Origin of the sequence: Archangium sp., assembly GCF_045802675.1 — a bacterium.
Classification (GTDB): domain Bacteria; phylum Myxococcota; class Myxococcia; order Myxococcales; family Myxococcaceae; genus Archangium.
Map to the genome: position 1 here is coordinate 17,181 of NZ_JBJMQO010000134.1, position 25,396 is coordinate 42,576.

Here is a 25,396-nt window from a genome sequence, read left to right on the forward strand (position 1 = left end):
TTCATCGTCGATTCGTGGAATTATCGGCCGGCGAGAGAAAGAGTTGCGTGGCGTCTCCACGCGGCGGGCGTGAGGCCATGGGCCCGCCGGAAGAGGCGGATGAAATGCGTCGCGTCCGCGTAGCCCACGCGCTCGGCGATGATGTCCACGCGCTCGTCCGTCCCCCGGAGCCGCCGCCGGGCCTCGGCCATGCGGTACTCCAGAATCCACTGCCCCACCGTGCGGCCTGTCTCCTCGCGGACCACGCCGGCCACATGTGTGGCGGAGCGTCCGACGGCTCGGGCCACCTCCGCGAGCGACAGCGGCTCGAGGGCGTGGGCCTCGATGTGCGTGAGCGCCCGCCGGGCCAGTCCCTGGCCCGTGGCGTCGGGTAGGGCCTCGGGGCCGCTCATCCGCTCCAGTTCGATCAACACCAGCCGCAGCAGGGCGCTCACGGCCTCGTCGCGAGACCTGTCGTCGCCAGCGAGCTCGGACTCGAGGAGCCGGAACCACCGCTCGAGGCGCCGGCGTTGAGCGGCGTTCGGACGAAGGACCGGATGGCATCCGCTCCTGACCCGCAGCAACGGGCCCAACCACGCTTCCGCCTGGCTGCCCCAGCTCGGGTCATCGTGGGGAAACGCCTCCGGGTGGAACGCGAGCCTCCATCCCTCCATGTCCTCGAAGTGCAGGGCCCCGTGCGGGTCCCCCGGAGGAATGAGGTGCACGTCCCCCGCGCGCAGCACGAGCTCTCCGGTGTGCCGCACCTTCGACTTCCCCCGCTTCACGAGGACGATGACGGCGTACGAATGGACGGCGGTTCCCCCACAGGTGGGACCGTGAAGCCCGTAGCGCTCCACCCACACGGGAACGCGGTGCTGCTCGAACTCCTCGCGAGAGGGCCGCGGCTTCTTCGCTCCGGGCACGGTCTTCTTTCTCGTCATCACCGCCTTCGTAGCGGCTCACACCGCCTGGGCTCAACCTCGGAGGAGACGCGCTCGTCCCGGGCGATCCGCCGGAACTCCCGCCATGCCGCCGACCACGCCCGCGCGAAGCAGGGGCTCGTCGGCCTCGCTGCTCCTCCCAGGCGGGTCGAGCGTCCGGGCGAGCAGGTCCCTAAATTGACAACGCGTCGTGTCACTTGCATGAGGCATGACAGGAGATCTCCATGGCCCACCCATCAGCCCCCATCGAACACTCGGCTGGCTCCCTGGGGGCGGGGACGGAAGCCCCGGTGGCGCACTTCGACGTGATCATCGTCGGCGCGGGCCTGTCCGGCATCGGCGCGGCCTATCACCTGCGGACGAACTGCCCGGGCCGGTCCTACGCCCTCCTCGAGGGACGCGAGGCCATCGGTGGCACGTGGGATTTGTTCCGCTATCCGGGCATCCGCTCGGACTCGGACATGTACACGCTCGGCTACTCGTTCCGCCCGTGGACCGACCCAAAGGCAATCGCCGACGGGCCATCCATCCTCCGCTACGTGCGCGAGACGGCGAGCGAGTATGGAATCGACCGGCACATCCGCTTCCGCCACCACGTGAAGCGGGCCTCCTGGTCCTCCGAGCAGGCGCGCTGGACGGTCGAGGCCGAGCGCGGTCCCGAGAAGGAACTCGTGCGCTACACCTGCACCTTCCTGCTCATGTGCAGCGGCTACTACAACTACGCCGAGGGCCACCGGCCCGAGTTCCCCGGTGAGGCGCGTTTCCAGGGCACCGTCGTCCATCCGCAGTTCTGGCCGAAGGACCTGGAGTACACGAACAAGCGCGTCGTGGTGATTGGCAGCGGAGCGACCGCCGTCACCCTCGTGCCCGAGATGAGCAAGACGGCCGCGCACGTCACCATGCTGCAGCGCTCGCCGACCTATGTCGTGTCGCGCCCGGCCGAGGACCGCCTCGCCAATGCGTTGCGCCGCTGGCTGCCGGCGAAGCTCGCCTACGGCATCACGCGATGGAAGAACGTGGTTCTGAGCCTGTTCTTCTTCAACCTGTCGCGGAAGCGGCCCGAGCAGGTGAAGCGGTTCCTCACCGGCATGGTGCGCGAGCACCTCGGCTCCGACTACGACGTCGCGACCCACTTCACGCCGAGCTACAACCCGTGGGACCAGCGCGTCTGCCTCGTTCCCGACGGCGACCTGTTCCAGGCCATCAAGCAGGGCCGCGCCTCGGTCGTCACGGATCAGATCGACACGTTCACCGAGAAGGGCCTCCAGCTCCGCTCGGGCCAGGAGCTCGAGGCGGACGTCATCGTCACCGCCACCGGTCTCAAGCTGCAGCTCCTGAGCGATATCGAGTTCTCCATCGACGGCGAGCGGTGCGATATCTCCAAGACCCTCTGCTACAAGGGCATGATGTTCAGCGACGTGCCGAACCTCGCCTACTCGTTCGGCTACACCAACGCGTCCTGGACGCTGAAGGTGGACCTCACCAGCGAGTATGTCTGCCGGTTGCTCAACCACCTGGCGCGGACGGGCGACAGCATCTGCATGCCGCGCCATGATCCCTCCGTCGAGGAGCGGCCCTTCCTCGACTTCACGTCGGGCTACGTCCAGCGCGCCGCCAGCATGATGCCCAAGCAGGGCTCGAAGCGGCCGTGGCGGCTCTACCAGAACTACATGCTCGACCTGTTCACGCTGAGCTTCGGCAAGGTCGACGATGGCACCATGCGGTTCTCGCGCGCGCCGGCGCTGCCGCCCGCGAGCGTCGAGCAGCCCCAGCGCGGCGCGGTGGGCTCCCGCGACGCCGCCTGAAGCCCGGAGGTTGCTCCGGAGTCACTGCCTCGCGGGCTCGAGGTTTCCCCCGGTGAAGCGGCGCAGGTCCGCGCGCAGCACCTCGTTGAAGCGCAACGGCTCCGGGCAGTCCCGCGACTCGCAGACGGCCAGGTAGTCGTTGAAGAAGGCGAGGGCGCCCCGCGAGGAGTAGGTCCTCAGCCGCTCGGGGCCCAGCGCCTCCTCCAGCGTCCGAGCCATGTGGGCGCCCACCTGCACGAGGAGCCAATTGCCGCTCGGCCCGTGCGCGGCGAGGAGGCGCTCGCGCGCGGCTCCCGGAGCACGTGAGACTTCCGTCCGGTCGAGCATCCGCGTCACCTGCTCGAAGGACTCCGGCAGTCCGCCCGTCCCGGGCAGTGTCCCCGGCCCGTGCGCCGCCCACTGGTAATACGCGAGCCCTTGGCTGAAGACGCGGCCCAGCCCCTCGTTCACCACCGCGTCCACCGGGTCCCTCAACCGCGCGTTCAACCGGGAGCCCTCGCCCTCGAGCAGCAGCTCGATGATGCCGTAGGCGATGCGCCGCAGGACGTCGCCCTGGCCCTCCACGTTGCTCGCGAGCACGATCGCCACGTCCTCCCCGGGCAGCAGCAGCAGCAGCGTCGAGGTCTCCGGCTGGGCTCCCGCGTGGGCCACCACGTAGTGCCCCCGGAGCGGCCAGGTCGCCAGCCCCATGCCGTAGTCGGTGAGGTGCCCGTCCCGGGTGCTCTGCGAGCGCTGCATCAGCCCCGCGCTGTCGCGAGAGAGCAGCCGTCCGTCGAGCAGCGCCTTCCCGAAGCCGAGCAGGTCCTCGATGGTCGCGCGCGTGCCTCCGCCGGCGAAGCGGCCGGACACGTCGACGAGCCTGGAGGGCACGAGCTGTCCCTCGCGAATCCGGTAGCCGGCGGCGTGCTGCTCGTCGCGCGTGCGGCGATCATCCAGCGCCGCGTGCTCCATGCCGGAGGGCGCGAAGAGGTGCTCCTGGAGGTACTCCCCGTAGCTCTGCCCCGACACGGCCTCGATGGCGGCGCCGAGCAGGTTGTAGGCCCAGGTGCTGTAGATGAAGCGGGTGCCCGGCTCGGCCTCCAGCTCGTAGCCCGCGACGAGCGCGACCGAGCCCGCCGTGTCGAGCGGGCCGGTGTCATGGCTCGGGCCGAAGCGGCCGTAGTTCGTCACGCCGCCCAGGTGCCCGAGCAGCTGCCGCGCCGTCACCGGCCAGCGCTTCTCCGGCCACGCGGGTACCCACGTGCGGATGTCCGTATCGAGCTCCAACCGTCCCTGCTCCACGAGCTGGAGCACGGCCACCGCGGTGAAGGTCTTCGTGATCGAGGCCATGCGCCACGTGGTCCTCGTCGTGGCGGGCAGGCCGCGGCTCACATCGCGCAGGCCATGGGCGCCCACCCAGCGCTGGCTCCCGTGCACCACGCCCACCGCGAGCCCCGCGTGCGGCTCCCGGGCGAGCTCCGCGCGCACGAGCGCCTCGAGGGCCCGCTGAACGTCCTCGGGGAAGGGCCGCTCCACTTCCGGGGCCGGCACGTGGGGCCGCTCGCACACCGGCACGGCCGGGGGGGCCGCCCCCACCGTGAGGCCGAGCAGGAGGAACGCAAGCAGCAGTCCCTTCACCACCTGTCCCTCCGGGTCTCGCACCCGGCGTGCGTCTGTCTGGCTCTGAATTCGGAATGCATGTCGCGTGATGCCGCTGCTCCCCACGGTAGACGGATTTCGGATGCGGCGTGCGAACGTGGAGAAAAAGGACAACCCCTTGCGTAGACCGTCCCTTTTCTCCACGGCCGCCGGGGGGGCTCAGAGGGATGTCGGAAATGGAACACGGATTGCTGAGGCGAGACGGGTTTCATCACCCGGGTCCTTTGGGCCCAAAGTTCCCCATCCCCAACATCAAGCACTCGCCCCCGGGCGGGTGGGAGGCACATTCATCATGAAGAGGCTGTTCAATCCGCTGATGGCCGCGTCCGTGGTCCTGCTCGCGTCCGCGTGCCAGAAGGTGGAGCGGATCGAGGTGAAGCCGGCCAAGGTGGAGCTGTCCGAGGCGGGCCAGGCGGTGGCGCTGTCGGCCGTGGCGGTGACGGCCAAGGGCGAGCCGGTGGAGAAGGCGAAGCTGGAGTTCACCACCAGCGACGCGAAGGTCGCCACCGTGGACGCCACGGGCAAGGTGAGCGCGGTGAAGAGCGGCGCGGCCACCATCTCCGTGACGACGGGCGAGGTGCGCGCCATGGCCCCCGTGGAGGTCGTCATCCCCTCGGCCATCACCGTCAAGGGCGCGCCCTTCACGCTCACGGGCCTGGACTCGGAGGCGGTGGTGGAGGCCGAGGTGCAGGATGACGCCGGCCGCCCGGTGAAGACGGCGAAGCTGGAGTACGCCAGCGCCGACGCCAACGTGGTGGCGGTGGAGGGCAACAAGTTCATCGCCAAGGCCGTGGGCACCACGACCGTGACGGCCACCTCCGGCAAGCTCAGGCAGGAGATTCCCGTCACCGTGAAGCTGCCCGAGGTGGACGCGGTGGCCTTCGAGACGGTGCCCGCCACGCTGAAGGTGGGCGAGAGCGCGGCGCTCGCGGTGGTCGCCAAGGGCACGGACGGCGCGGCCATCAAGGGCGTGTCCTTCACCTACACCACGAGCGACGCGAAGGTCGCCACCGTGGACGCCACCGGCAAGGTGACGGCCGTGAAGGCGGGCGCGGTCACCCTCAAGGCCGAGGGTGGCAGCAAGGCCGCCGAGACGAAGCTGACCATCAAGAAGAAGTAGGGCGCGGCACCCGCCGCATCCATCCCGGGCTCCGAGTGGGCAACACCCCTCGGGGCCCGTGGTGTATCCGGGGCCGCGCGGGGCTACTTCGCGGCCACGAACTCGAAGGACACCTCGGCGTCCTGGCCTTCCTTCACCGTGACCTGGGCCGTGCGGGTGCCGAGCGTCTCGTGCCAGGCCTCGAGGGTGTACGTCCCCGGCGGCACGCCCCGCAGCGAGAAGGCGCCGTCCTCGCCCGAGGTGACGAAGTAGGGATTCGGGTTCAGCACCACGAAGGCCGTCATCCACGGGTGGATGTCGCACTTGAGGCGGACGACGTCCGAGTCCTTCGGAGGCTGGGCCTCCTTCGTCTTCAGCGGCGGCTGGGTGACGTTGAAGAGCTGCTTGCTCCCGGCCATGCCGCGCACGTTGTGCAGCGTCTGATCGCTGTTCATCAGCACGAGCGGCTGGCCGATGACCGCGCCCTGCACGCGCGGCAGGTACTGGCAGCGGTTCTGGTCCACCACCACCATGGCGCCCGGCGGCGGGGTGCTCTGCCCGGGCACCTCGCCGCGCACGCGCACCAGCACGTTGGCCAGCTTGCCGTCCTTCACGCGCACGGGCTGCTCCTCCAGCTCCATGCCGTCGCAGTTGGGATCCGTGCCCGGGATGATGGGCATGGGGGCCGGGGGCTTGCCCTTGAAGGTGACGACTCCGTGGAGGGTGCCGCCGCCCGTGGGGGCCTCGGCGGTCTCCTCCGCGTCCTTGGGCAGGGGCGTGTCGGCGGGCAGCGGCGCGGCCTTGATGGAGGCCGGGGCCGTGGCCTGCGCGGCGGCGGGAGCGGCCTCGTCCTTCTTGCAGGCCGGCAGGGCGGAGAGCCCCACGGCACCGAGCACCGTCAGGCCCAGCGTACGCAGCTTCATCGTGCAGTCTCCTCACACTCCCGGTGCGCGTGGGGGCCGCGCGCCTGGGTGGGGAATGTCCGCGCCTGTCGTAACAGAAAAGCGGGCCGATGGGCCAATGGGGTAGGGGGCTCCGGGGGCAACCTGGCGCCCGGGAGCCCCCAGAGGTGGCGGGCGTGCTAGCGCGCCAGCGCGGAGAGCTGGAGCACCACGGCCTGCACGTAGTCGTTGGCCGAGCCCTGGGCATGGCAGCCGTTGCAGCCGCCATCGGTCGAGCCGTACGCGCCACCCGCCGGCGCGCCGAGCCCCCGCCAGGAGATCAGCCAGGGGCTGCTGGGGTTCTCCACATCGCTCTGGACCAGTTCGAACCACTCCCAGTTGAGCGCGCCGTTCTGGTTGTAGTCCCCGCCGCGCTTGACCATGGCGAAGGTGCGCGGGCCGCCGTTGTCCGGGTCCCCGACCCCGTCCGTGCGCTTGACGATGATGGTGCCGTTGGGGAACTGCGTGGCCCCCTTGGCCGGACGCTTGTTGAGGTAGATGTCGCGGTTGCCGCCAGTGTGCGGCGTGCCGCTGCCATCTCCCTCGAGGTGGAAGTGCTCCCAGGTGGAGAAGGACTGGAAGTCGCGCTGCAGGGCGATGAAGGGCGTGTCGTCCACGGCCTCGGGAGTCGTCGTTTCGCCGGTCGTGCCGCCGCCACAGCCGGCGGCGGCCAGGAGGCCAAGGAGGAGGAAGGAGCGCATGGGGTTCAGGGCAGGAGGGGGATGCCGAGCGCGTCGGCGGCGGCGTTCATGGAGTTCACCAGCGTGCCGTCGGTGTCCGGCTCCGCTTCGTTGGTGAGGGTCTGGTAGAGCTGGCCGAAGGGCGTGGCCAGGTCCTGCGCCGAGGGGTGCTCGGAGCTCCAGGTGGAGGGGACCTCGGGCAGCGCGTCACCGGGCAGCGAGGCGTAGTGGTCCTGGATGTGCTTGAAGCCGGCGGCGATCTTCCCGTCCAGCTCCTTGCCACCCTTCTGCTCGAGCAGCCAGGGCTTGAAGGCGGCGTAGATGGAGACGCCCGCCTCGACGTTGGCGCGCATGTCGGCCAGCGTGTACTGCGCATAGCGCGACTCCTCCTCGCCGGAGGCCGCCCGGTTGGCCTTTTCGATCTGCTCGCTCATGGAGCCGATCACCCCGCGGAAGGCCGAGGCGGTGTCCAGCGCGAGCGGGCCGAACTGGGTCTTCATCGTCTTGACGTCCGCCACCAGCCGCCCGAGCAGCTTCTCCTTGAACTCGCGCGCCTGGTTCTCGTTCGCGGGGAAGGCGGCCGGCTGGTAGTAGGGGAGGCCCTTCTCGAAGTCGAGCACCCGCTGGGGGATGGCGTTGGACCAGAGGATGCGCTCGGCGGCGTGGATGCCGGTGACGCCCTCGTTGTCGAAGAGGTTGTCATCCGCGCCGGTGGCGATGAAGCCGTCGTAGCGGTCGTCGGTGGAGAGATCGAGCTCCGGGAAGAGGACGGCGATGGCGCCCTCGATGTGCTCGTAGGCGATGCGGGCCCGCGCCCAGTCCGCCCGCATCTTCTGCACCGCGGCGGCGTCGCTCGAGGCGCTCCACCCGTCGGCATCCGGGGCGGGGGCGTCGTTCTGCAGGTCCACCACCGCGGTGTGGAGCGCGTCCAGGTTGGTCTGGATGTAGCTCTTCACGTCGAGCAGGGCCTGGTCCTGCGGAGGAACGTCGGGGCCGCAAGACGCGGTGGCGAGGAGGAGGACGGGGAGGAGGCGGCGGTACATGGGGTTCTCGTCGGGTGGGGGCGGCACTACAGGGAGGAGACGAAGTCGAGCAGCGCGGTCTGCTCCGGGGCGGAGAGCTGCTGGAAGCGGGTGACCGAGTCATTGGCCTCGGAGCCGGGGCCCTGGTGGGCGAGGATGGCGTCGCGGATCGTCTTGACGCGCCCATCGTGCAGGTAGGTGGTGAAGAAGCGCAGACCGATGAGCGGGGCGGTGCGCCACTCGCGCGAGGTGGCGCTCTCATCCACCATGCCGTCGGCCAGGCCGGTGCCCAGGTCGTGCAGCAGCAGATCCGAGTACACGGGCGCATCGCGGCCGGCGAGCGGCGCGAAGGGGTAGTCGCCGCGCGTCTTGAGAGAGGGCACGTGGCACACGGCGCAGCGTGCCTCCGAGAAGAGCCGCGGCCCGTCGGCACCCGGCGCCGCGCGGCTGGGAATCTCGAGCAGGCGCATGTAGTCGGCCACCGCGTTCACGCGGGCGAGGTCCACGTCCACGCCGGGCTTGCCGTCGTCGGTGAGCCCATCCGGGTTGACGGGCTCGCCAGGCCGCATGGGCGAGGTGATGCCCATGTCTCCCTGCATCGCGTCCGCGGTGAACTCGTCGAGCGAGGCGATGCGGGCCTTCACCCCGAAGCGGCCGATGAGGTTGGTGTCGCCCGGCTGGTGGGCCTGGAACGGCTGACCCGGATTGGGCTGGGAGTGGTAGGTGACGCGATTGATGCGCCCGTGGATGCCGTCGGTCCGGGTGGCCTGCTCGGCCTGCATCCGCTCGATCTCCGAGTCGGCGATGGCCTCGAGGTAGCCGCGGCCGAACACCGCCGGGCCCACGCGCAGCGACAGCTTCAGGTTGGCCCCGCCCGGAGGCACGCCAATGGTCTGCGTGGCACCGGCCGTCTTGTAGGGGCGCACCGTGTGTCCCCAGGCGAGCGCGCTCTGGTCCTCGGCCGAGGTGACGCCATCCGCGTCCACCACCGCCATCTTCTGCACCGCGCCCGGCCCCTTGGCGGCGGCCTGGTGGCACGAGGAGCAGGCGGCGCGGATGTACAGCGGGCCCAGCCCATCCGCCTCGTTGTAGGTGAAGTCGAAGAGCGCATCGCCCTCCTTGAAGCGGGCATGGAGCTCCGGCGTGGCCTCGCGCAGCGGGAGATCCGTGCCGTCCTCTGTCTTCACCGTGAGGGTGTCCGGGTCCGTCTGGGGCTCACCACAGGCCAGCCCCGAGAGCGCGAGCACCACCGCGCCCAGCCAACGCACGCTCCTGCTGTTTCGCATGGGCGCAGTAGATGGAATCCGCTGTATGGCTGTCAATCGAGGCTCCTGTCGCGTCCGCCGGGGGGCACCCGGCGTGTCTGTCAATGAAGGGGTGGGGGGATGGGGCAGGGGAGCGACTGCGCGGAGGGAGCGGCCAGGCGGTCAGGCCGGCTCCCCCCGGACGACTCAGGCTACTCGTGGCAGTAGAGCACTTCCGCCGCGATGCACGTGCCCTCGGGGCCGCAGTTGCGGCTCGCGCACTGCGGGGGGATGGTGCAGGCCGCGCCCAGCTGCCGCAGGAGCTGGCAGGTGTTGGTGTCGCTGTCACAGAACGCCACGCCGGAGCGGCAGCCCGTCTGGGGACAGGTGCCGCTCACGGGCGGCAGCGCGCAGGCGCCATTCGTGCAGTCCAGGCCGATCTGGCAGCCCGTGAGGAAGAGCTGGGTGTTCTCCGGGGTGGGCTTGCACGCCCCGCCCTCCGCTGAAATCCTGGCGCAGGTGCCCGCGACGGGGTTGCCCTCGGTGTCGATTCCGCCGCCCTTGCAGGTCAGCCCTTCCTGGCACTCGGCCCCGCGGAGCGCGGCGTCGACGTCGTCGGGAGCGATCGCGCACGGCTTGCCCTCGGCCAGGCGCGGCGCGCAGATGCTGTCACCGGTGCAGAACAGGCCCGCCGCGCACGAGGCATCCTCAGAGCAGCCCGAGCCCTCCTTGGCCAGCGGCGTGCACGTGCCCATCTCCGCGCCGTCCGGGTAGATGCAGATGAACCCGGTCGTGCAACCGTTGTTGTCGATGCAGCTCGCGCCCTGGCCCGCGGGATGGACGCACGTGCCACCCGAGCAGCGCAGCCCGGCGCGCTCATCGCACTTCGGGTTGCGGAAGTTCGAGCACGGCTGGCCCAGGCCCGACACCCGCTCCTCCGTCGGGCAGACGCCGGGACACGTGCCCTCGTCGGAGAGCTGGCAGGTGCCCGCGGCGCACTCGAAGAGGAACGAGCACGCGGCGCCCTTCTGCACCGTGCCCTGGAGCGCGGCGTAGCAGGTCGCCTGCACCTCATCACTGATGTTGCTGCTCAAGCACGGGGTGTTCTGGATGCCATCGACACACGTACGCGCCTTGTCCGCGTCATAGGTGAGCCGGCCCGCGGCGACGGCCTTCTGCACGTCCGTGGCGCCAATGCGCTCCTTCGCGTCGGCCTTGCACTGATCGACCAGATAGGGCGCGAGGCTTCCACAGCGCTGCTCGCGCGCGCACAGCGCGTTCGCGTACTCCTCGGCGAACTTCTCCGCCACGACGGGCGTGGGCGGCGGCTGCGTGTCGGGGGTCTCGTCGGGGTCCTTTCCACAGGCGGCGAGCAGGGCCAGGGCGGCAACGACGAGCACTCGGGGGAGGGGGAGGTGTCGGTTCATGAGTCGCGGACTCTGGCAAGCCACGGCCTCCCGAGGGAAGGGCGCTGTCATGGATTCAAAGAATCCGGGAACGGCCGGGGCTCCTCACGAATCCTGGCGTGACACCCCATGTCAATGATTGGCCTGTCAATATTTCGCATGTCTTCGAGGCGGCGGCTCGCCCGACGCCGGGGCAGAATGTCTCGCGGTTCATGGCGAGGGGAGGACAATGGGGCAGAACGCCCCGAGTCCGAAGCCGAACAGGCAATGCCTTGCGGCTTTCGGGGCGGAATGTCCCATGACGCGCCGCAATGACTCTCGGATGGGGAAAACTGGGACTCAGGGCAAATTCGCAAATTCTCAAGAAACCCTCTTTCGCTTGGTTTCTGGGAATGGTAAGAATTGTTTCGCCCGTGACCGGAAATTTCCTCCCCGGCCCTCCGCGGCAAAGAAGAGGTCCCCCCACATGCGCGCAGTTCGTTATGTTGTTCTGTCCTCCCTGCTGGCGGCGGTTGGTTGCGGTGGCATGGAGCAGTCGCAGGACGAGCAGACGCAGGACTCGGTGGACGTGCAGCCCGCGGGTAAGGGCGGCGGCATCGCCAGCGAGTTCGTCTCCACGGCGGCCAAGCCGGGCGGCCAGGCGGCCCCGGGCGCCAACGGCATCACCAACCACGGCGGCCCGGTGATGACGGGTACCAACACCGTCTACTTCATCTACTACGGCAACTGGTCGGGCAACACCGCGCCCACGATCATCGGCGACTGGGCCAACAGCATCGGCGGATCTCCGTACTTCAACATCAACACCACCTACACCAATACCGCCGGCACGAAGGTGAGCAACTCGGTGGTGAACGGCGGCAGCACCACGGTGGCCTACCCCTACGGCACCGCGCTGACGGACGCGAACATCCAGTCGATCGTGGCGGACGCCATCAACGGCGGCAAGCTGCCCAAGAACACCAGCGCGGTGTACTTCGTGGTGACGTCCTCGGACGTGAACGCCACCTCGGGCTTCTGCACCCAGTACTGCGGCTGGCACACGCACGGCACCATCGGCGGCTCGGACATCAAGTACAGCTTCGTGGGTAACCCGGACCGCTGCCCGTCGTCCTGCGAGATGTACCCGAACGCCGGCCCCAACGGTAACCCGGGCGCGGACGGCATGATCTCCATCCTCTCGCACGAGCTGGAGGAGGCGGTGACCGACCCCGACCTGAACGCCTGGTACGACACCAAGGGCGCGGAGAACGCGGACAAGTGCGCCTGGACGTTCGGCACCACCTACGCGGCCGCCAACGGCGCCACGGCCAACATGAAGCTCGGCACCCGCGACTTCCTCATCCAGCAGAACTGGGTGAACGCGTCCGGCGGCTACTGCGCCAAGAGCTTCTAAGCTCCGGGTTTTTCCCGACAGAAGGTTGAAGAGTCAGCGGCGGGCCTCCGGTGAGAACACCGGGGGCCCGCTGTCTTTTTCCCCCGCGCCGCGTCATGGGATGCCAATCAATTGCATCCACAAGCATTGACGTGGCAAGTCATCGCACCTCGAGCGTGCCCGCGCGCTGTCTCGTCCATGAACACCCGTGTCGCGTTCCCGGACGGCTCGGGGGAGAGGGGGGCGGATTGTCCCGATTTCCCTGTCAAATGCTTGCATCGTCAAGCAATTCGGGCTAGAATAAAAAGAGCGGCAATTCGCGCGATACCCCTTTTCAAGAATCGCGGGGAGTGATAGTCATTGTTTCGCCCGTGACCGGAAACTTCCTGCCGGCACCCTGAGGCGAAACGAGAGGGTCCCCCCATGCGCGCAGTGCGTTACGTGATTCTGTCCTCCCTGCTGGCGGCTGTTGGTTGCGGTGGTATGGAGGAGCAGTCCCAGGACGAGCAGCAGACGCAGGACTCCGTGGACGTGCAGCCCGCGGGTAAGGGCGGCGGCCTCGCCAGCGAGTTTGGCTACGCCGGCAAGCCCACGGGCCAGGCCACCGTCGACGTCACCAACCACGGTGGCCCGATCATGACCGGCACCAAGACCATCTACTACATCTGGTACGGCAACTGGGCTGGCAACACCGCCACCACCATCCTGACCGACTGGGCCCGCGCCATCGGTGTCACGCCGTACTTCAACATCAACAGCACCTACACCAACAGCACCGGTGGCAAGGTCGACAACTCGGTGGTGTACGGCGGCAGCACCACGGTGGCCTACCCCTACGGCACCTCGCTGTCCGACGCGACCATCCAGACGATCGTCGCCAACGCCATCAACACCGCCGCGCTGCCCAAGAACACCAACGCGGTGTACTTCGTGCTGACGTCCTCGGACGTGACGGCGTCCTCGGGCTTCTGCACCCAGTACTGCGGCTGGCACACGCACGGCACCATCGCCGGCTCGGACATCAAGTACAGCTTCGTGGGTAACGCGGCTCGCTGCCCGACCTCCTGCGCGGCCCAGTCGGCCTCCAGCCCCAACGGCAACGTGGGCGCTGACGGCATGGTCTCCATCCTCGCGCACGAGCTCGAGGAGGCCGCCACGGACCCCGACCTGAACGCCTGGTATGACTCCTCGGGCGCGGAGAACGCGGACAAGTGCGCCTGGACGTTCGGCACCCAGTCCACGGCCTCCAACGGCTCCAAGTACAACGTGACGATGGGCGCCCGCCAGTACCTCATCCAGCAGAACTGGGTGCACTCGGGTGGCGGCTTCTGCGCCATGAGCTTCTAGTCCAGGCCGCTGTCCTCGCCTGACTGAGCTTTGCTGAAATTCGGGCGGCGGGTCTCCGGTGCTACGGCCGGGACCCGCCGCCTCTTTTTGTGCTCTTGCGCAGGCGCCCGAGGACCGCGGGCAGGTCGCGCTCGAGGGTGGCGCACAGCTCGCTGAATTCCCGCAGGGACTCGAGCCGGGAGCGGGCGGGGTGCTCGCCCGTGCCGAGCAGCCAGAGCCCCTCCTCGGCGAGCCCCTTCACGCTGGCGATCGCCGCCAGGCGGGTGCGCAGAATATTCTCCCAGGCGTCCGCGCGGAGCCGGTAACAATCCCGCCGCTCCAGCACCGGCACCCGCTCCACGAAACCGCGCTCCGCCAGCAGCCGCGCCATGCTGCTCACCGACGCCTTGCTGGCCCCCAGCGCCTCGGACATTGCGTCCAGCGAGTCGCAGCCGGACTCCGACAGCGCCAGCCACGCCATCATCCGGCCCGCGATGGGCGGCACGCCGAGCTGGTGGATGAGCTCGCCCAGGGACTCCCTCACCTGGGGCAGGGCGCGCCCGCTGGGGCGTGTGTCCGAGGGACGGCTCACCGTCATCGTCCAGCTCCTTTCGAATGCTATTCGGTGGAGACTGAAGGAGCTTCGGTGACAATCGAATGGGATTCGATTGTAGGTGAATGTCATTCAGATATTTCTGAACACCCGGGCTCAGTTCCGCGGGGGGCCGACGCTGGGCAGCGTGCGCCCGCTGCGGAAGCCGCGCCAGCGGACATACCGGATGAAGTCGCGCGTGAAGGCGTCCGGGCTCAAGCCCACCGCGCTCTCGAAGGCCTGGGGGAATTCCCTCCCGTCCTTCATCTCGCGCAGGGTGCCGCGCACGGCGTCCTCCCCGTAGCGCTTCACCAGGAAGCTGAAGGCGTAGTGCGCCGCCCCGTACACCAGGTTCGAATCGTCCCGGTACAAATCGTCCGGCTTTTGTACCGGATCGCTCTCGGGGTGGCGCTCCAGGTGCCGGGCGATCTCCTCCAGTGTCACCCACCGGTACGCCTGGTCCGCGGTGAAGGAGGCCATGCCCTCGCGGAACCACAGGGGAATCTGCTTGCGCGACCAGCCGAGCCGGTCCGACGCGAGCTGGTACATCAGGCTGTGGGTGAGCTCGTGCAGCAGCAGCTCGTTGATTTGCGGCTGGGTGGCCCCGGCCACTCCCCAGGAGGAGGGCGCCTGGACGAAGACTTCGTCGTAGCGGCTCCAGGCGCGCAGCCAGTCCAGGCCGCGCTGCCGCACCGCGTCCTCCAGCGCCCGGTGGTCCGGCATCACCTTGAGGGTGACGGTCTCCTGGAGCTCGCCCCAGCGCGCCAGTTTGGGCACCGCCGCGTCCAGGCCCTGGCGGATGAGCGCGGCGTCCCGGGCGTTCCGGGGGGCGTATTCGATGCGGAACCGGCCGGAGGCGCTCTCCATCGACGCGTCGAGCGCCGCCTCGGGGGCGGACATCCGGGGCGCGGCGCATCCCGCCAGGAGCGACAAAACTCCCACCGCCACGAGTCCCGCTCCTCCCAGCCCGCGCCTGCCCTTTCGCATCGCCATCCTCATTCGACGTCCAACCAGTGCAGCACGGTGCGGCCCACGTCCGCCACGGTGGCCAGTGACTCCACCCCAGACTCCGGCGGGCCGAAGTAGAGCACGGGGACACGGTTGAGGGTGTGGGAACGTGTAGTCAGATCCTCCACGTTCCCATGGTCGCTGCAGATGAGCACCCGCGCCCCGGCCGGGCGGGTGGCGATGACGGCCCGGGCGAAGGCATCGAAGGTGTCCAGGGCCTCGCGCGCGGCGGCGAAGTCCCGGGCATGCCCGGCCTCGTCCGCCAGGTAGTGCTCGAAGAAGGTGAAGTCCGCCTCGCCGGCCACCCGCCAGAAAACCTCGGCGGCCTCGGCCGGGGTGCGCTGGGGGGCGGACAGGCTCCGGGCCCGCGCCCGCTCTCCGGTGATGTCATGGGTGAGGCCCTGGCCGGCCCGGGCATCCTCGAGCGTGCGCAGGGGCACCTCCCCGGCGGCGAAGGCCAGCGTGGTGGCCGAGGGCTTGAGGCGTCGCAGGACGGCCGGGGGGAGGGTGAACTCGGGGGCGCTGGTGGAGGGGCGGCGGGTGAGCTTCAGCGCGTCCAGGTAGGCCACGGGGTAGCTGTTGGCGAAGGTGGCGCTGCGGCCCGCGGCCACCAGGCGCTTGACGATGGAGTGGCGCGCGAGGAGCTCGCGCAGGGGCGCGTCCGGGTAGCCCAGCACGTGCCGGCCGATGAGGACGGGGGCGGGCTGGCCGGTGAGGATGGCCGTCTGATTGGAGGCGGACTGCGGGCGCCCGGCCACCCCGAAGGTGGGGTCCACCGGGATGCACACGCCCCCCTCGGGCAGGGGACGGGCAGGGGCCTCCTGGAAGTGGGACAGGAGGTAGTCGCGGCCGGCGAGCGGATTGGCCTCCGGGTCGTTCCGTCCAATGCCAACACCATCAATGAAGAGGACCGCGACGCGCATGGCCCCGGACTGTATCCTCGTTGCAGATAGAGACATCCATGGCCCTCCACGGCGACTTCTCCAGCTTCCCCCTCCCCGAACTGCTCCAATGGTTGGATAGCTCCCGCAAGACGGGGACGCTCCAGCTCCTTTCCTGGGAGGGTGGCGAGCGCAAGCTCTTCCTGCTCTCGGGACAGGTGCTGGCCGTGGCCAACGAGGGCCTCTGGGGCCGCGTGGCCCGGGTGCTCTCCCTGGCGAAGCTGGCGGATGGGGCCGAGGTGCTGGCGGCCCTCAAGGCGCTGCCGCCCGGGGGCGAGGACGTGGACTCCGTCATCCGCGCCCACAAGGTGGATCCAAAGCTGGTGCGCGAGCTGGTGCGCGAGGAGATGTTCGGCTCCATGGTGGACCAGACGCGCGGCGGCCACGGCGCCTTCCACTGGACGGAGGACCTGGACCGCTCGGGCGAGGAGTGGGCGCCGTGCGAGATGAGCCTCCGGGAGCTGCTCTTCGAGTCGCTGCGCTGGGTGGATGAACAGGCGGACGTGGACCGGGTGCTGCCGGGGGACGCGCTGACGGTGCGCTCCAAGGTGCAGCCCGGCCCGCGCCAGGTGCTCCTGCACCGGATCATCCTGGCCATGTGCGCGGGGGGGCAGAACCTGGGGCGGCTGCGGCTGTCGCTGGCGCTGTCGCGCTCGTCCGTCACGCGCCGCGTCTTCGAGCTGCTGCGCGCCAGACAGGTGGAGGTGGAGGGGGCACCGGAGGTGGTGGTGGATCCGGTGACGGACATGCTGGAGAAGGGCGCGGTGCTGGTGCGCGAGGGGCAGTACGACGCGGCGGAGCTGGTGTGCTCCTCGCTGCTGGCGAGCGACCCGACGGACCGGCGCGTGCGCGAGTTCGCGCGCATGGTGCAGAGCGAGCACATGGCGGCGCTCTACGGGGAGCTGCCGCCGCTGGCGGTGCCGGTGACGCTGCCGGATCCGTCCGCCCAGTCGCTGCTCAAGCCCGAGGAGCGGCAGGTGCTGGGGCTCATCAATGGCGACTGGGACGTGTCGTCGCTCGTCCTGGCCAGCTCCTCGCGGGAGCTGGACACGCTCAAGACGCTCGCCAAGCTGACGCGGATGGGCCTGCTGCGGCTGCGCTGAGGCGCTCCTCCGTCAATGGGAGGGCGTGCCTCCGTCCCTCGTGACGTCGTCGGAGGGTAGGGAGGGCGGGGGACCGGCTGTGCCCCCGTCTCGCGGGGCCGGGTGAATGAATGGCAGGGACTGGAGGTGCTCGGGATCGAAGGAGGGCGATATGCCCGGCTCACTCGGCACGGGTGTACTTCCGTCCGCGGGGCCTGTGTATTCCTCCATCCCGTCCAGGACCTTTCTCAGGATTCGGCCATCCGTGCTGATCGCGTACTTCGCGCCCGAATCGAGCCCGCCGTATTTCTGTCCGCAATACTCGGGATTCTCGTCGATGCGCACGAAGATGACGTCGTCCCGCCGGATGACCCGATAGATATGTGCTTCCTGCCGGTCGAAGCACGGTGTGTTGGTCCTGGCCTGAGGCAGGAAGTCATCGGCCGCGATGGCAATGGCCCTGAGTGTGACTCCATCCAACTGGTAGGGCTGGCCAGGGGCACCGACTTCGATGGGAGCGCGCTCGAAGAACTGGGGGAAGACGATGGACCGATCGTCCTCCACGGCGACTGGCCGCTGGAAGAAATGTCGAAGGCATCCTGCCGAGGCGACACAAAGGAGGATCAGAGGGAGGTATCGCTTCATGGTCTGAGACTCTCGGCCATGGGTTGGCTCGGACGCGGTCTAGGGCATGTCGATGTGGTAGGTGTCCGCATCGATCCAGGTGACCTTTCCCATTAGCTCGTGGACCCAGGCTCCTCGAGGATGGGTCCACCGTAACAACTCCCCCGTCCCCGGAATGTACTGGAAGAACCCATCGCAGGACGGGTTCTCCATGTCGCTGGACCTCGAGAAGAACGCCACGATCGAGATGGGGATCGCGCCCGTGCGTGTCTTGACGACCACTCCATGTTCGGCCGCCATGGCGACGATGAAGCGGATGTCGAAGTCCGAAAGGACGTTCTCGTACGGGTGGGTGTGCAGGACGAAGACGTATCCGAGACTCTCGGGCGGATACCTTGGGTCATCGACGACAGGGGGGAGCCCGCAGGTGCGTTTGCCGGGGTCGTCTTGAAGCGTCCCCGCTGCGAGCATGCTCATCTCGTATTTGTGATCGGGCGTGTAGTACAGCCATGCGCAGTACTCCTGCGAGAGGGCCCAGCGGAGCCTGAAATTCTCGTCGGTCGAGCGTCCGGCGGTCGCGTGGGGCTTGCTCAGCAGGAGGGGACAAGCGGCCTGGATCGCGTCCGAGGCCGTATCGAAAGAGCCAAAGTCCGGCATGGGGCCCGGAATGCTCGCCAACCTCTCTCCGGGCCCTGGCCGCACGACACCCGGAATGGCCGTGGGCGGTGCGCATCCGAGCCCCAGCAGGATCATGATCGCGAACGCGGAGAGCCGCATCTGTTCCCTCGACACACCAGCGCAGGGTGATGAGGCTACCCCACCGCGTTCGAGTGTCGCTACTCCGTGGCGGGAGCGGGCAGCCCGGCCGCGTGCAGCCGGGTGAAGATCTGCATCAGCACATAGAGCGCGAACGCCGCGTCATCCACCCGGCCGCTGGAGCGGGCCGCGAGCGTCTGCAGCTTGAGCAGATCTCCCCCGTCCACGTGGAGCAGGTGGGCCTGGGCGCCCACGGGGCCCTCGCCCGCGAAGGCGAGCCCGCGCCGGGCGGCATCGAGGCAGGCCTGGATGCACGTCCCATAATCCCCGGCGGAGAACGCCCCCTCCGCGGCCCGGGCATGGTCGAACAAATCCGAGGGCGCGAGCGCGCTGGCGGGCCCCAGGGGCCGCTGTCCGGTGAGGCCCGGCGGCGCGACGGCAGGCGCCACCTGCACCTGGGGCGGCGGGGGCGCGGCGCCAATGGCGGGGATGTTGCTGCGGGAGACGGGGCCCATGGGGCGCGCCGCCGCGGCGGTGCCCGAGCCGGGGGCCGTCACCGCGGGTGTACGTCCCGCGAGCTGGCTGAGCTGGGCCTCCAGGCCTCCACCACTGGCGCTCTTGGCGGCGCCGCCCAGCGAGGGGATGGACGGCGTGACCGGGGTGGTGGGGCGGGGCGGGGGGACGATGCGCTTGACGCGCAAATCCTGGATGACGAGCCGGGTGATGGCCTTGAGGGCATCCATCACGCCGCGGCCGCTGAGGGCCTCGGTCTCGAAGTCGGGGACGCCGCGCGGGTTGAGCGCGGTGCGCAGCTCCGTCACCGGCAGGGCCTTGGGCAGGTCGCGCTTGTTCCACTGGAACACCAGCGGGAAGCGCTCCATGCGGATGCCCTGCTCGAGCAGGTTCTCCTCCAGGTTGGCCAGCGACTCGCGGTTGGCGTCCATCATCTCCGGCTGCGAGTCCGCCACGAACACCACGCCATCGGCGCCCTGGAGCACCAGCTTGCGCGTGGCGTTGTAGAAGACCTGGCCGGGCACCGTGTACAGCGCGAGCCGCACGGTGCAGTCGTTCACCCGCTCCACCTTCACGGGCAGGAAGTCGAAGAAGAGCGTGCGGTCTCCCTCGGTGGCGATGGACATCATCTCGCCGCGGTGGGCGGGGCGCACGGTCTCGTAGACCTTGCGCAGGCTCGTCGTCTTGCCGGACAGGCCCGGTCCGTAGAAGACGATTTTCACGGCCACTTCGCGGGCCACCAGGTTCACGCTGCTCACGGTGTCAGCTTACCTAGAACGACTCGCCTCCTCGCGCCAGTTGCCGATGGAACATTCGCGGGGGTGCCCGAGAGATGCTCGTTCGCCAGGAGGGCGAAGCACACCGCCTCCTTGGCCCCCTCGGGCAGGCCGAGCACGTCCAGGGGGCGGACGGGCAGGGGAGCCAGCCTCGCCGTCAGGCGCTCCATCAGCACCGGATTCCGGGTGCCGCCGCCGGAGACGTACACCGCCTCCAGGGAGAAGCGAGGCAGCAGCCAGCGCTCGTAGGCGCGGGCCGTGGCCTCCACCGTGAAGGCCACCGCCGTGGCCAGCAAGTCAGGGGGGCGCGAGGCCCCGTGGCGCTCCCACAGCCGCTTCACCAGCGCGTCGCCGAAGCCCTCTCGGCCGGCGCTGCGGGGCGGAGGCAGGGCCAGGAAGGGGTGCGCGAGCAGCTCCTCCAGCAGCTCCGGCATCACCTTGCCCTGGCGCGAGAGGCTCCCGTCCAGGTCGCACTGGAGCCGGCCGCCGGTGGCCAGCCGGGCCAGCCCGTCCATCACCATGTTGCCCGGCCCGGTGTCGAAGGCGACCGTGTCCTCGAGCCGGTCGCTCACCACGCTCACGTTGCCGATGCCGCCGATGTTCTGGAGCGCCCGGGCCATGCCCGGCTTCCGGAAGAGCACCCAGTCCAGATAGGGCACCAGGGGCGCGCCCTGGCCTCCCGCGGCCACGTCCCGGGTGCGGAAATCACTCACCACGGGAATGCCGGTGCGCTCGGCGATGACGGCGGGCTCGCCCAGTTGCAGCGTGGAGGGCGTTTCCGACAGGCTCGCGGGGAGGTGGGCCACCGTCTGGCCGTGCGAGCCGTTGACGTCCACGTCCTCGGGGCGATGGCCGGCGCGGGCGATGACCTCCAGCGCGGCCTCGGCGAAGCGTTCACCCAGGGCGAAGTTGAGCTCGCACAGGGAGCGCGCGTCGTCGGCGGCGAGCACCCGCCGGGTGAACTCGGGGGTGAAGGGCCGGGAGACGTGGGCCAGCAGGGTGATGCGGGCCTCGGGGCCGGAGCCCTCAATCCGGCACAGCACGGCCTCCACCGCGTCCACGCTGGTGCCCGACAGCAGTCCGACGCACAGACGGGAATTGGGGGGAGGGGCGCTCGGGTCCATGCCTATCAGTGTAAGGCCCGGCTCCCACGGATGCCGGGACCCCCGGGTTGGAACGACGAGAATCCCCCACTTGCGGACCTGTCCCTCGGGCCGCCTCCCGAGGGCGCTGCTCGGACCCCCGGAGAGCGGTCCTGCGGGAGGGATGTTTCGAGGGCCGTGGCGGCCCCTGCGCACCCGCCGCATCGTTACCGATGAGCACGTCGCGAAGGAGCTCATCATGGCGGAGGCACTCTCTTGTGATCTGGTGTGCGAGGGCGGCGGGGTGAAGGGAATCGGGTTGGCGGGCGCCTGGTCCCTCCTCTACGAGAGGGGCTACAGACCGAAGCGGATCGCTGGCACCTCGGCCGGCGCCATCACCGCCGCGCTGATCGCCGCGGGCTACACGGGGGCCGAGGTGAAGCAGGTCCTCCTCCCCGAGACGGGCCCCTTCGACTTCAACCAGTTCAAGGACAAGGGCTGGGAGGATCGCATTCCGGGGGCGGGGCCCATGCTCAGCATCCTGTTCCAGCAGGGTATCTTCGAGGGCCGCTTCTTCTACGAGTGGATGCGCGGGCTGCTCGCGAACAAGGGGGTCCGCACCTTCGCGGACCTGCCGGTGGATGACGGGGCGTCGTGCCTGCAGGTGATTGTCTCCGACCTCACCGCGCGCGAGCTGCTGGTGCTGCCGCGCGATGCGGCCCGGTTGGGGTTCGACTCGCCGCTGGAATTGGAGGTGGCCCTGGCGGTGCGGATGAGCATGAGCATCCCCCTGTTCTTCGAGCCCGTGAGGTTCATCAACCCGAAGACGAACCGCGAGCACCTGCTGGTGGACGGCGGCATGCTGTCGAACTTCCCCGTCTGGCTCTTCGATTGTGGCGAGGACCAGGAGCTGCGGTGGCCCACCTTCGGAATGTTGCTCGTCGAGCCGGATCCGAGGACGCCGCTCTCGGAGCGGATGCCGAAGGTGGAGCACGAGCCCAAGGGCTTGAAGGGGCTCGGCCATCTGCTGTCGGGGCTGCTGCACACGGCGCTGGAGGCCCACGACCGGCTCTACCTGGAGCGGGCCCAGTTCGCGCGGACCATCAGCATTCCCACGCTGGGGGTGGGGACGGTCGAGTTCGAGCTCTCGAACGATCGTGCGAAGAAGCTCTACCAATCCGGCCGGGACGCGGCGGAGGACTTCCTCGCCCACTGGGACTTCGAGGCCTACAAGGAGGAGTTCCGCAAGGGCCGGAGCGAGCGCCGGCGCGAGGTGGTGGCGGAGCAGTTCCACCAGCGAAGGGCGGAGGCTCGCGCCTGAAAGCCGGCTCCCCGTGGTGGGCTCACTTGCGGGTGTAGAGCGCGGCGACCGCGGCGATGGCGCCTGTGTCGGGGCCCTCGCCGCTCGCGACGCGCTCCTGCTCGTGCCCCAGGCCGATGGCGTGGCCCACCAGGTGGAGGACGTCGCGGGAGTCGCTGTCGTTCGTCAGGGTGAGGGGCTGCTCACCGCCGGCCCTCCCCACGTAGGAGCCGCGGGCCTCTCCGGACGTGAAGAGCACATAATCGGGGTAGCGCGAGGCATTGTCGCGGGTGCGCTGGACGAAGCGGATGTTCGTGCGCTGCTGCCATTGCTGGAGGGCGGCGGTGACGCGCTCCGGGTGGGGCAGGTCCGGCGAGACGGAATAGGGAATGACGCCTTGGGGCCAGCGCTGGCGCACGGGGAGGATGCCCATGGTCTCTAGACCCAGGGCCTGGGAGTCACCGGTGGACCGCATGCGAATCCGTTCCTCGGCCTTCTCCATCAGCTGGACCGGGCCGAGAACCATGTCCCGCTCGAGGATGGCCAGACCCTGCTCATCGGTGTAGCGCACCGCCTGGACCTGGCCGGACGCAGCGGCATCCCGGACGTGGCCCTGGCGCACGGGGGCCGCGAGCGCCGCCGAGGACAAAAGCAGGCCCAATGCGGACAGGGAGAGCGGGAGGAGGTTCTTTTTCGACATACGCAGCCCCTTCGTGGCCTGGGTTGGACGCAACAGGGGGATGGCCGTCCAGGCGGGTGTGATGGACGGACCCGTGGCGTCACCGGGGCTCGATTGCCTGGTGTACGAGGGAGCGGCGTGTGAATGTCGTTGGGCGGGGCCCTCTCAGCCAGGGGCCGTGAGGCGTCCTCGTTCCACGAGGCCTGGGACGGGAGGCTCCAGGCTTCGTTCCCCGGGCCTCCCCATCGCTTCACCGAGACGTTCCTGGTTCTGCCTCCAGCGGCGGAGGCCAGGGCATTCAGGGGCCTCGAGCACCTGGGGCTCGCGGGAGCATGTCTCGACGGCGGGAGGCCCCGCGGCGGAGCCGCCCGTACCGGAATGGAGGGTGAGGGGAGGAAGCGCCGCGAGTGGGCTCCACGGTCTTCGCCTGAGGGGCTCGAGGGCCTCTTCCCTGGGGCGGAAGGCCGCGACACGCGTCCCGGTCCGAGCCAGCGGCCGAACCGTGGCGGGGCGCGAATCCTGGGGGCGCTGCGCCAGGGGAGCGGGGGTGGAATGGAGCTGCTCGCGGTGCCACGAGAAGCGGGTGGCGACCATGAGGCCCCGCGGGCCCTGGCTGGCCGGCATGAAGACGATGCGCCGGCCGCGGACACTGGGCTCGCTCGGAGGCGGGCGCGTGAGCGAGGCCATCCGCACGGTGTGCTCACGCGCGGAGACCTCGCTGTCCTTCACCAGTGGCTGCCGTGCCCGGGCGTCCGCCCATACACGGGCGTCCGGCTCGCGTTTGCCGCAGCCATTCAATTCATTGTGCTCGAGCGTGGGGGTGCCCCAGCTCACGAGGAGACAATCCCGCGTGGCGGCCCGCACCGAGGTGTTCCGCACCACCGCGCTCATGCCGAGGGCGATGCCCTGGTGCGCTCGGGTGATGACGGCATGGTCGATGACCGTGCCCCGGCCGCCGCGGACGCGGATGCCGTACCAGGAGCCGTCTCCGCCCGAGGAGGAGAGGGCGACCGGTTGCGCCGGGGTGCCGCGCACCACCAGCGACCCATCCACGATGAGCTCCACGCGCTCGGGGTCGGCCCCGGACTTCAGCGCGTCGGAGGGGGCGGCGACGACCTGGACGCCGGGCTCGAGGGTGAGCCTCGCGCCCCAGGCCACGGTGACATCGCCCTGGAGGACATAGGGGCTGCCACTCCTCGTCCAGACCGTCTGGCCCGAGAGGGTTCCCCGCACGTCCGTGGCGGACGCCAGGGCGGGGAGGAGAAGCGTCAAAGCGAGAAGCACTGCACGCATGGCGGAGCAGAGGGTACCTCGCATTTCCAGACACCGTCCAGGCGGCCTCCCGTGGAGAAGAATGTGTGTCTTTGGTTGCTGACCGGCCGGGCGGGCGGGCGCCAGAGTGCTAGCGGCACCTCGCCACGGAGACGCCGCCGCCGGGGAGCGCGGTCGCGAGCCGCTGCCTCCGGATTGATATGTGATTGAGCTGGGATTGCGAAAACGGGCCGGGAGGAGTCCGGAAGAAGCGCCCCGGAGTGCCTCTTCCTTGCGCCCGGGCCCCCGCCGGGTTATTTCCAGTACGAACCTTTCGGGCTGGAAAAGGCGCGGGACGAACTTTTCGGGGTGGAAGGATGCCGACGCACTTCAAGGGCAGCGCGAGGGAGACCCGGGCGCTCGACACGTTCGTCAAGCTGACCCGGGCGATGGAGACGCTGGGGAGCCACCTGCAGCGGCACCTCGCCAGCCTCGAGATGACCCCGCCCCAGCTCGCGGTGCTGGAGGCCCTGCTGCACCTGGGTCCCATGAGCCAGGGCGAGCTGGGCCGCAAGCTGCTGCGCAGCAACCCCAACATGACGGCGCTGCTCGACACCCTGGAGCGCAACGGGTGGGTAGCCCGCGAGCGCGGCCCGGAGGATCGCCGCGTGGTGCGGGTGAACCTCACCCCCGAGGGCCAGCGCGTCATCGAGAAGGTGTTCCCGGTCCACGCCGCCCACATCGCGGCGCTGATGGGGGCCCTGACCGCCGAGGAGCAGGAGCAGCTCGGCGCGCTCTGCAAGAAGCTGGGGCTCTCCCTGTCCGGGAGCTGATCCGCACGGGGCCCCGCAACGAAGTTTTTGTTCGCGCATTTCATTCCAGTACGAACCATTGAGGTTCGAACCAAATCGGGGAGGCAGTTCATGTCCAAGGGCAAGAAGATCGGTCTGTGGGTCCTCACGGTGCTGCTCGCGGTCGCGTTCCTGGGGGCGGGGGCTCCCAAGCTGACGGGCTCGGCGGAATTCACTCAGAACTTCGCCCGGTATGGCCTGCCGCTGTGGTTCCTGTACGTGACGGGGGCCATCGAGGTGGGGGCGGCGTTGCTGCTGCTCGTGCCGCGCACGGCGACCCTGGGGGCGTTCCTGCTCGTCTGCACCATGGTGGGCGCGGTGCTGACGCACCTGAAGGCCGGTGAGGCCTCTCACGTGGTCGCGCCGCTCGTCCTGCTGGTGCTCGCGGTGGTCGTCGGGGTCGCGCGCCGGCACGAGGTGGTGGCGCCGTTCAACCGGCTCTTCGCCCGGGGCGGGAGCCATCAGGAGGTCCGTGCATGAGCAGG

24 protein-coding genes are annotated in these 25,396 nt (G+C 69.5%); 8 read left to right on the plus strand and 16 right to left on the minus strand.

Going from position 1 to position 25,396, the window contains the following annotated elements:
- Nucleotides 1-20: 20 nt before the first annotated feature.
- Complete coding sequence (locus ACJ8AN_RS37185) at nucleotides 21-920, minus strand: helix-turn-helix domain-containing protein (RefSeq protein ID WP_407760343.1); 900 nt, start codon at nucleotides 918-920, stop codon at nucleotides 21-23.
- Nucleotides 921-1,144: 224 nt separating this feature from the next.
- Here ACJ8AN_RS37185 and ACJ8AN_RS37190 point away from each other — a divergent pair, with 224 nt between their 5' ends.
- Nucleotides 1,145-2,725 (plus strand): flavin-containing monooxygenase, encoded by a 1,581-nt coding sequence (locus ACJ8AN_RS37190; RefSeq protein ID WP_407760344.1) that lies wholly within the window; start codon nucleotides 1,145-1,147, stop codon nucleotides 2,723-2,725.
- A gap of 21 nt (nucleotides 2,726-2,746) precedes the next feature.
- Here ACJ8AN_RS37190 and ACJ8AN_RS37195 read toward each other — a convergent pair whose 3' ends face one another.
- On the minus strand, nucleotides 2,747-4,342 hold the full coding sequence (locus ACJ8AN_RS37195; RefSeq protein WP_407760345.1) for a serine hydrolase domain-containing protein: 1,596 nt from the start codon (nucleotides 4,340-4,342) through the stop codon (nucleotides 2,747-2,749).
- Between the two features lie 313 nt (nucleotides 4,343-4,655).
- Here ACJ8AN_RS37195 and ACJ8AN_RS37200 point away from each other — a divergent pair, with 313 nt between their 5' ends.
- Nucleotides 4,656-5,483: an Ig-like domain-containing protein gene (locus ACJ8AN_RS37200; protein ID WP_407760346.1), complete on the plus strand. Its 828-nt coding sequence runs from the start codon at nucleotides 4,656-4,658 to the stop codon at nucleotides 5,481-5,483.
- Between the two features lie 83 nt (nucleotides 5,484-5,566).
- Here ACJ8AN_RS37200 and ACJ8AN_RS37205 read toward each other — a convergent pair whose 3' ends face one another.
- The 5 genes from ACJ8AN_RS37205 to ACJ8AN_RS37225 form a co-directional block, all read right to left on the minus strand.
- Complete coding sequence (locus ACJ8AN_RS37205) at nucleotides 5,567-6,385, minus strand: carboxypeptidase regulatory-like domain-containing protein (protein ID WP_407760347.1); 819 nt, start codon at nucleotides 6,383-6,385, stop codon at nucleotides 5,567-5,569.
- Between the two features lie 158 nt (nucleotides 6,386-6,543).
- Nucleotides 6,544-7,104 (minus strand): hypothetical protein, encoded by a 561-nt coding sequence (locus ACJ8AN_RS37210; RefSeq protein WP_407760348.1) that lies wholly within the window; start codon nucleotides 7,102-7,104, stop codon nucleotides 6,544-6,546.
- 5 nt (nucleotides 7,105-7,109) lie between these two features.
- Nucleotides 7,110-8,126: an EfeM/EfeO family lipoprotein gene (locus tag ACJ8AN_RS37215; RefSeq protein ID WP_407760349.1), complete on the minus strand. Its 1,017-nt coding sequence runs from the start codon at nucleotides 8,124-8,126 to the stop codon at nucleotides 7,110-7,112.
- Nucleotides 8,127-8,152: 26 nt separating this feature from the next.
- Complete coding sequence (locus ACJ8AN_RS37220; RefSeq protein ID WP_407760350.1) at nucleotides 8,153-9,391, minus strand: di-heme oxidoredictase family protein; 1,239 nt, start codon at nucleotides 9,389-9,391, stop codon at nucleotides 8,153-8,155.
- Nucleotides 9,392-9,561: 170 nt separating this feature from the next.
- Nucleotides 9,562-10,776 carry a Dickkopf N-terminal cysteine-rich domain-containing protein gene (locus tag ACJ8AN_RS37225; RefSeq protein ID WP_407760351.1) on the minus strand — a complete coding sequence of 405 codons (1,215 nt, stop codon included), beginning with the start codon at nucleotides 10,774-10,776 and terminating at the stop codon, nucleotides 9,562-9,564.
- Nucleotides 10,777-11,221: 445 nt separating this feature from the next.
- Here ACJ8AN_RS37225 and ACJ8AN_RS37230 point away from each other — a divergent pair, with 445 nt between their 5' ends.
- Both ACJ8AN_RS37230 and ACJ8AN_RS37235 read left to right on the plus strand, forming a co-directional pair.
- Nucleotides 11,222-12,151, plus strand: a complete 930-nt coding sequence (locus tag ACJ8AN_RS37230; protein ID WP_407760352.1) for a hypothetical protein — start codon at nucleotides 11,222-11,224, stop codon at nucleotides 12,149-12,151.
- Between the two features lie 402 nt (nucleotides 12,152-12,553).
- A complete protein-coding gene (locus tag ACJ8AN_RS37235; RefSeq protein ID WP_407760353.1) occupies nucleotides 12,554-13,477 on the plus strand; it encodes a hypothetical protein in 924 nt (307 codons plus the stop codon).
- A gap of 61 nt (nucleotides 13,478-13,538) precedes the next feature.
- On the opposite strand, the gene ACJ8AN_RS37240 is transcribed toward ACJ8AN_RS37235, so the two are convergent.
- The 3 genes from ACJ8AN_RS37240 to ACJ8AN_RS37250 form a co-directional block, all read right to left on the minus strand.
- Nucleotides 13,539-14,054: a GbsR/MarR family transcriptional regulator gene (locus tag ACJ8AN_RS37240; RefSeq protein WP_407760354.1), complete on the minus strand. Its 516-nt coding sequence runs from the start codon at nucleotides 14,052-14,054 to the stop codon at nucleotides 13,539-13,541.
- A gap of 111 nt (nucleotides 14,055-14,165) precedes the next feature.
- Nucleotides 14,166-14,996 carry a hypothetical protein gene (locus ACJ8AN_RS37245; RefSeq protein WP_407760355.1) on the minus strand — a complete coding sequence of 277 codons (831 nt, stop codon included), beginning with the start codon at nucleotides 14,994-14,996 and terminating at the stop codon, nucleotides 14,166-14,168.
- Between the two features lie 47 nt (nucleotides 14,997-15,043).
- On the minus strand, nucleotides 15,044-15,979 hold the full coding sequence (locus ACJ8AN_RS37250) for a metalloenzyme (protein WP_407760356.1): 936 nt from the start codon (nucleotides 15,977-15,979) through the stop codon (nucleotides 15,044-15,046).
- A 38-nt stretch (nucleotides 15,980-16,017) separates the two neighbouring features.
- Between ACJ8AN_RS37250 and ACJ8AN_RS37255 the strand changes: the two genes are divergently transcribed.
- Nucleotides 16,018-17,100, plus strand: coding sequence for a DUF4388 domain-containing protein (locus tag ACJ8AN_RS37255; protein WP_407760357.1), 1,083 nt, complete (start codon nucleotides 16,018-16,020; stop codon nucleotides 17,098-17,100).
- 12 nt (nucleotides 17,101-17,112) lie between these two features.
- On the opposite strand, the gene ACJ8AN_RS37260 is transcribed toward ACJ8AN_RS37255, so the two are convergent.
- From ACJ8AN_RS37260 to ACJ8AN_RS37275, 4 genes are read right to left on the minus strand one after another with little or no spacing between them, the layout of a single operon-like run.
- Entirely contained in the window at nucleotides 17,113-17,724 is a 612-nt protein-coding gene (locus ACJ8AN_RS37260; protein ID WP_407760358.1) for a hypothetical protein, read from the minus strand.
- A 39-nt stretch (nucleotides 17,725-17,763) separates the two neighbouring features.
- Complete coding sequence (locus ACJ8AN_RS37265) at nucleotides 17,764-18,480, minus strand: hypothetical protein (protein WP_407760359.1); 717 nt, start codon at nucleotides 18,478-18,480, stop codon at nucleotides 17,764-17,766.
- Nucleotides 18,481-18,539: 59 nt separating this feature from the next.
- Nucleotides 18,540-19,730 carry a GTP-binding protein gene (locus ACJ8AN_RS37270; protein ID WP_407760360.1) on the minus strand — a complete coding sequence of 397 codons (1,191 nt, stop codon included), beginning with the start codon at nucleotides 19,728-19,730 and terminating at the stop codon, nucleotides 18,540-18,542.
- Nucleotides 19,727-20,872, minus strand: coding sequence for an anhydro-N-acetylmuramic acid kinase (locus ACJ8AN_RS37275; RefSeq protein WP_407760361.1), 1,146 nt, complete (start codon nucleotides 20,870-20,872; stop codon nucleotides 19,727-19,729). The genes ACJ8AN_RS37270 and ACJ8AN_RS37275 overlap by 4 nt, the downstream gene beginning before the upstream one ends.
- A 217-nt stretch (nucleotides 20,873-21,089) precedes the next feature.
- On the opposite strand from ACJ8AN_RS37275, the gene ACJ8AN_RS37280 reads away from it, so the two are divergent.
- Nucleotides 21,090-22,151: a patatin-like phospholipase family protein gene (locus ACJ8AN_RS37280; protein WP_407760362.1), complete on the plus strand. Its 1,062-nt coding sequence runs from the start codon at nucleotides 21,090-21,092 to the stop codon at nucleotides 22,149-22,151.
- A gap of 22 nt (nucleotides 22,152-22,173) precedes the next feature.
- Here ACJ8AN_RS37280 and ACJ8AN_RS37285 read toward each other — a convergent pair whose 3' ends face one another.
- Nucleotides 22,174-22,830 carry a M12 family metallopeptidase gene (locus ACJ8AN_RS37285; protein WP_407760363.1) on the minus strand — a complete coding sequence of 219 codons (657 nt, stop codon included), beginning with the start codon at nucleotides 22,828-22,830 and terminating at the stop codon, nucleotides 22,174-22,176.
- Between the two features lie 144 nt (nucleotides 22,831-22,974).
- Entirely contained in the window at nucleotides 22,975-24,081 is a 1,107-nt protein-coding gene (locus ACJ8AN_RS37290; RefSeq protein WP_407760364.1) for a hypothetical protein, read from the minus strand.
- A gap of 356 nt (nucleotides 24,082-24,437) precedes the next feature.
- On the opposite strand from ACJ8AN_RS37290, the gene ACJ8AN_RS37295 reads away from it, so the two are divergent.
- Together ACJ8AN_RS37295 and ACJ8AN_RS37300 are read left to right on the plus strand one after the other, a co-directional pair.
- Nucleotides 24,438-24,893 carry a MarR family winged helix-turn-helix transcriptional regulator gene (locus tag ACJ8AN_RS37295; protein WP_407760365.1) on the plus strand — a complete coding sequence of 152 codons (456 nt, stop codon included), beginning with the start codon at nucleotides 24,438-24,440 and terminating at the stop codon, nucleotides 24,891-24,893.
- Between the two features lie 90 nt (nucleotides 24,894-24,983).
- A complete protein-coding gene (locus ACJ8AN_RS37300; protein WP_407760366.1) occupies nucleotides 24,984-25,391 on the plus strand; it encodes a DoxX family protein in 408 nt (135 codons plus the stop codon).
- The last annotated feature ends 5 nt before the right edge of the window (nucleotides 25,392-25,396 follow it).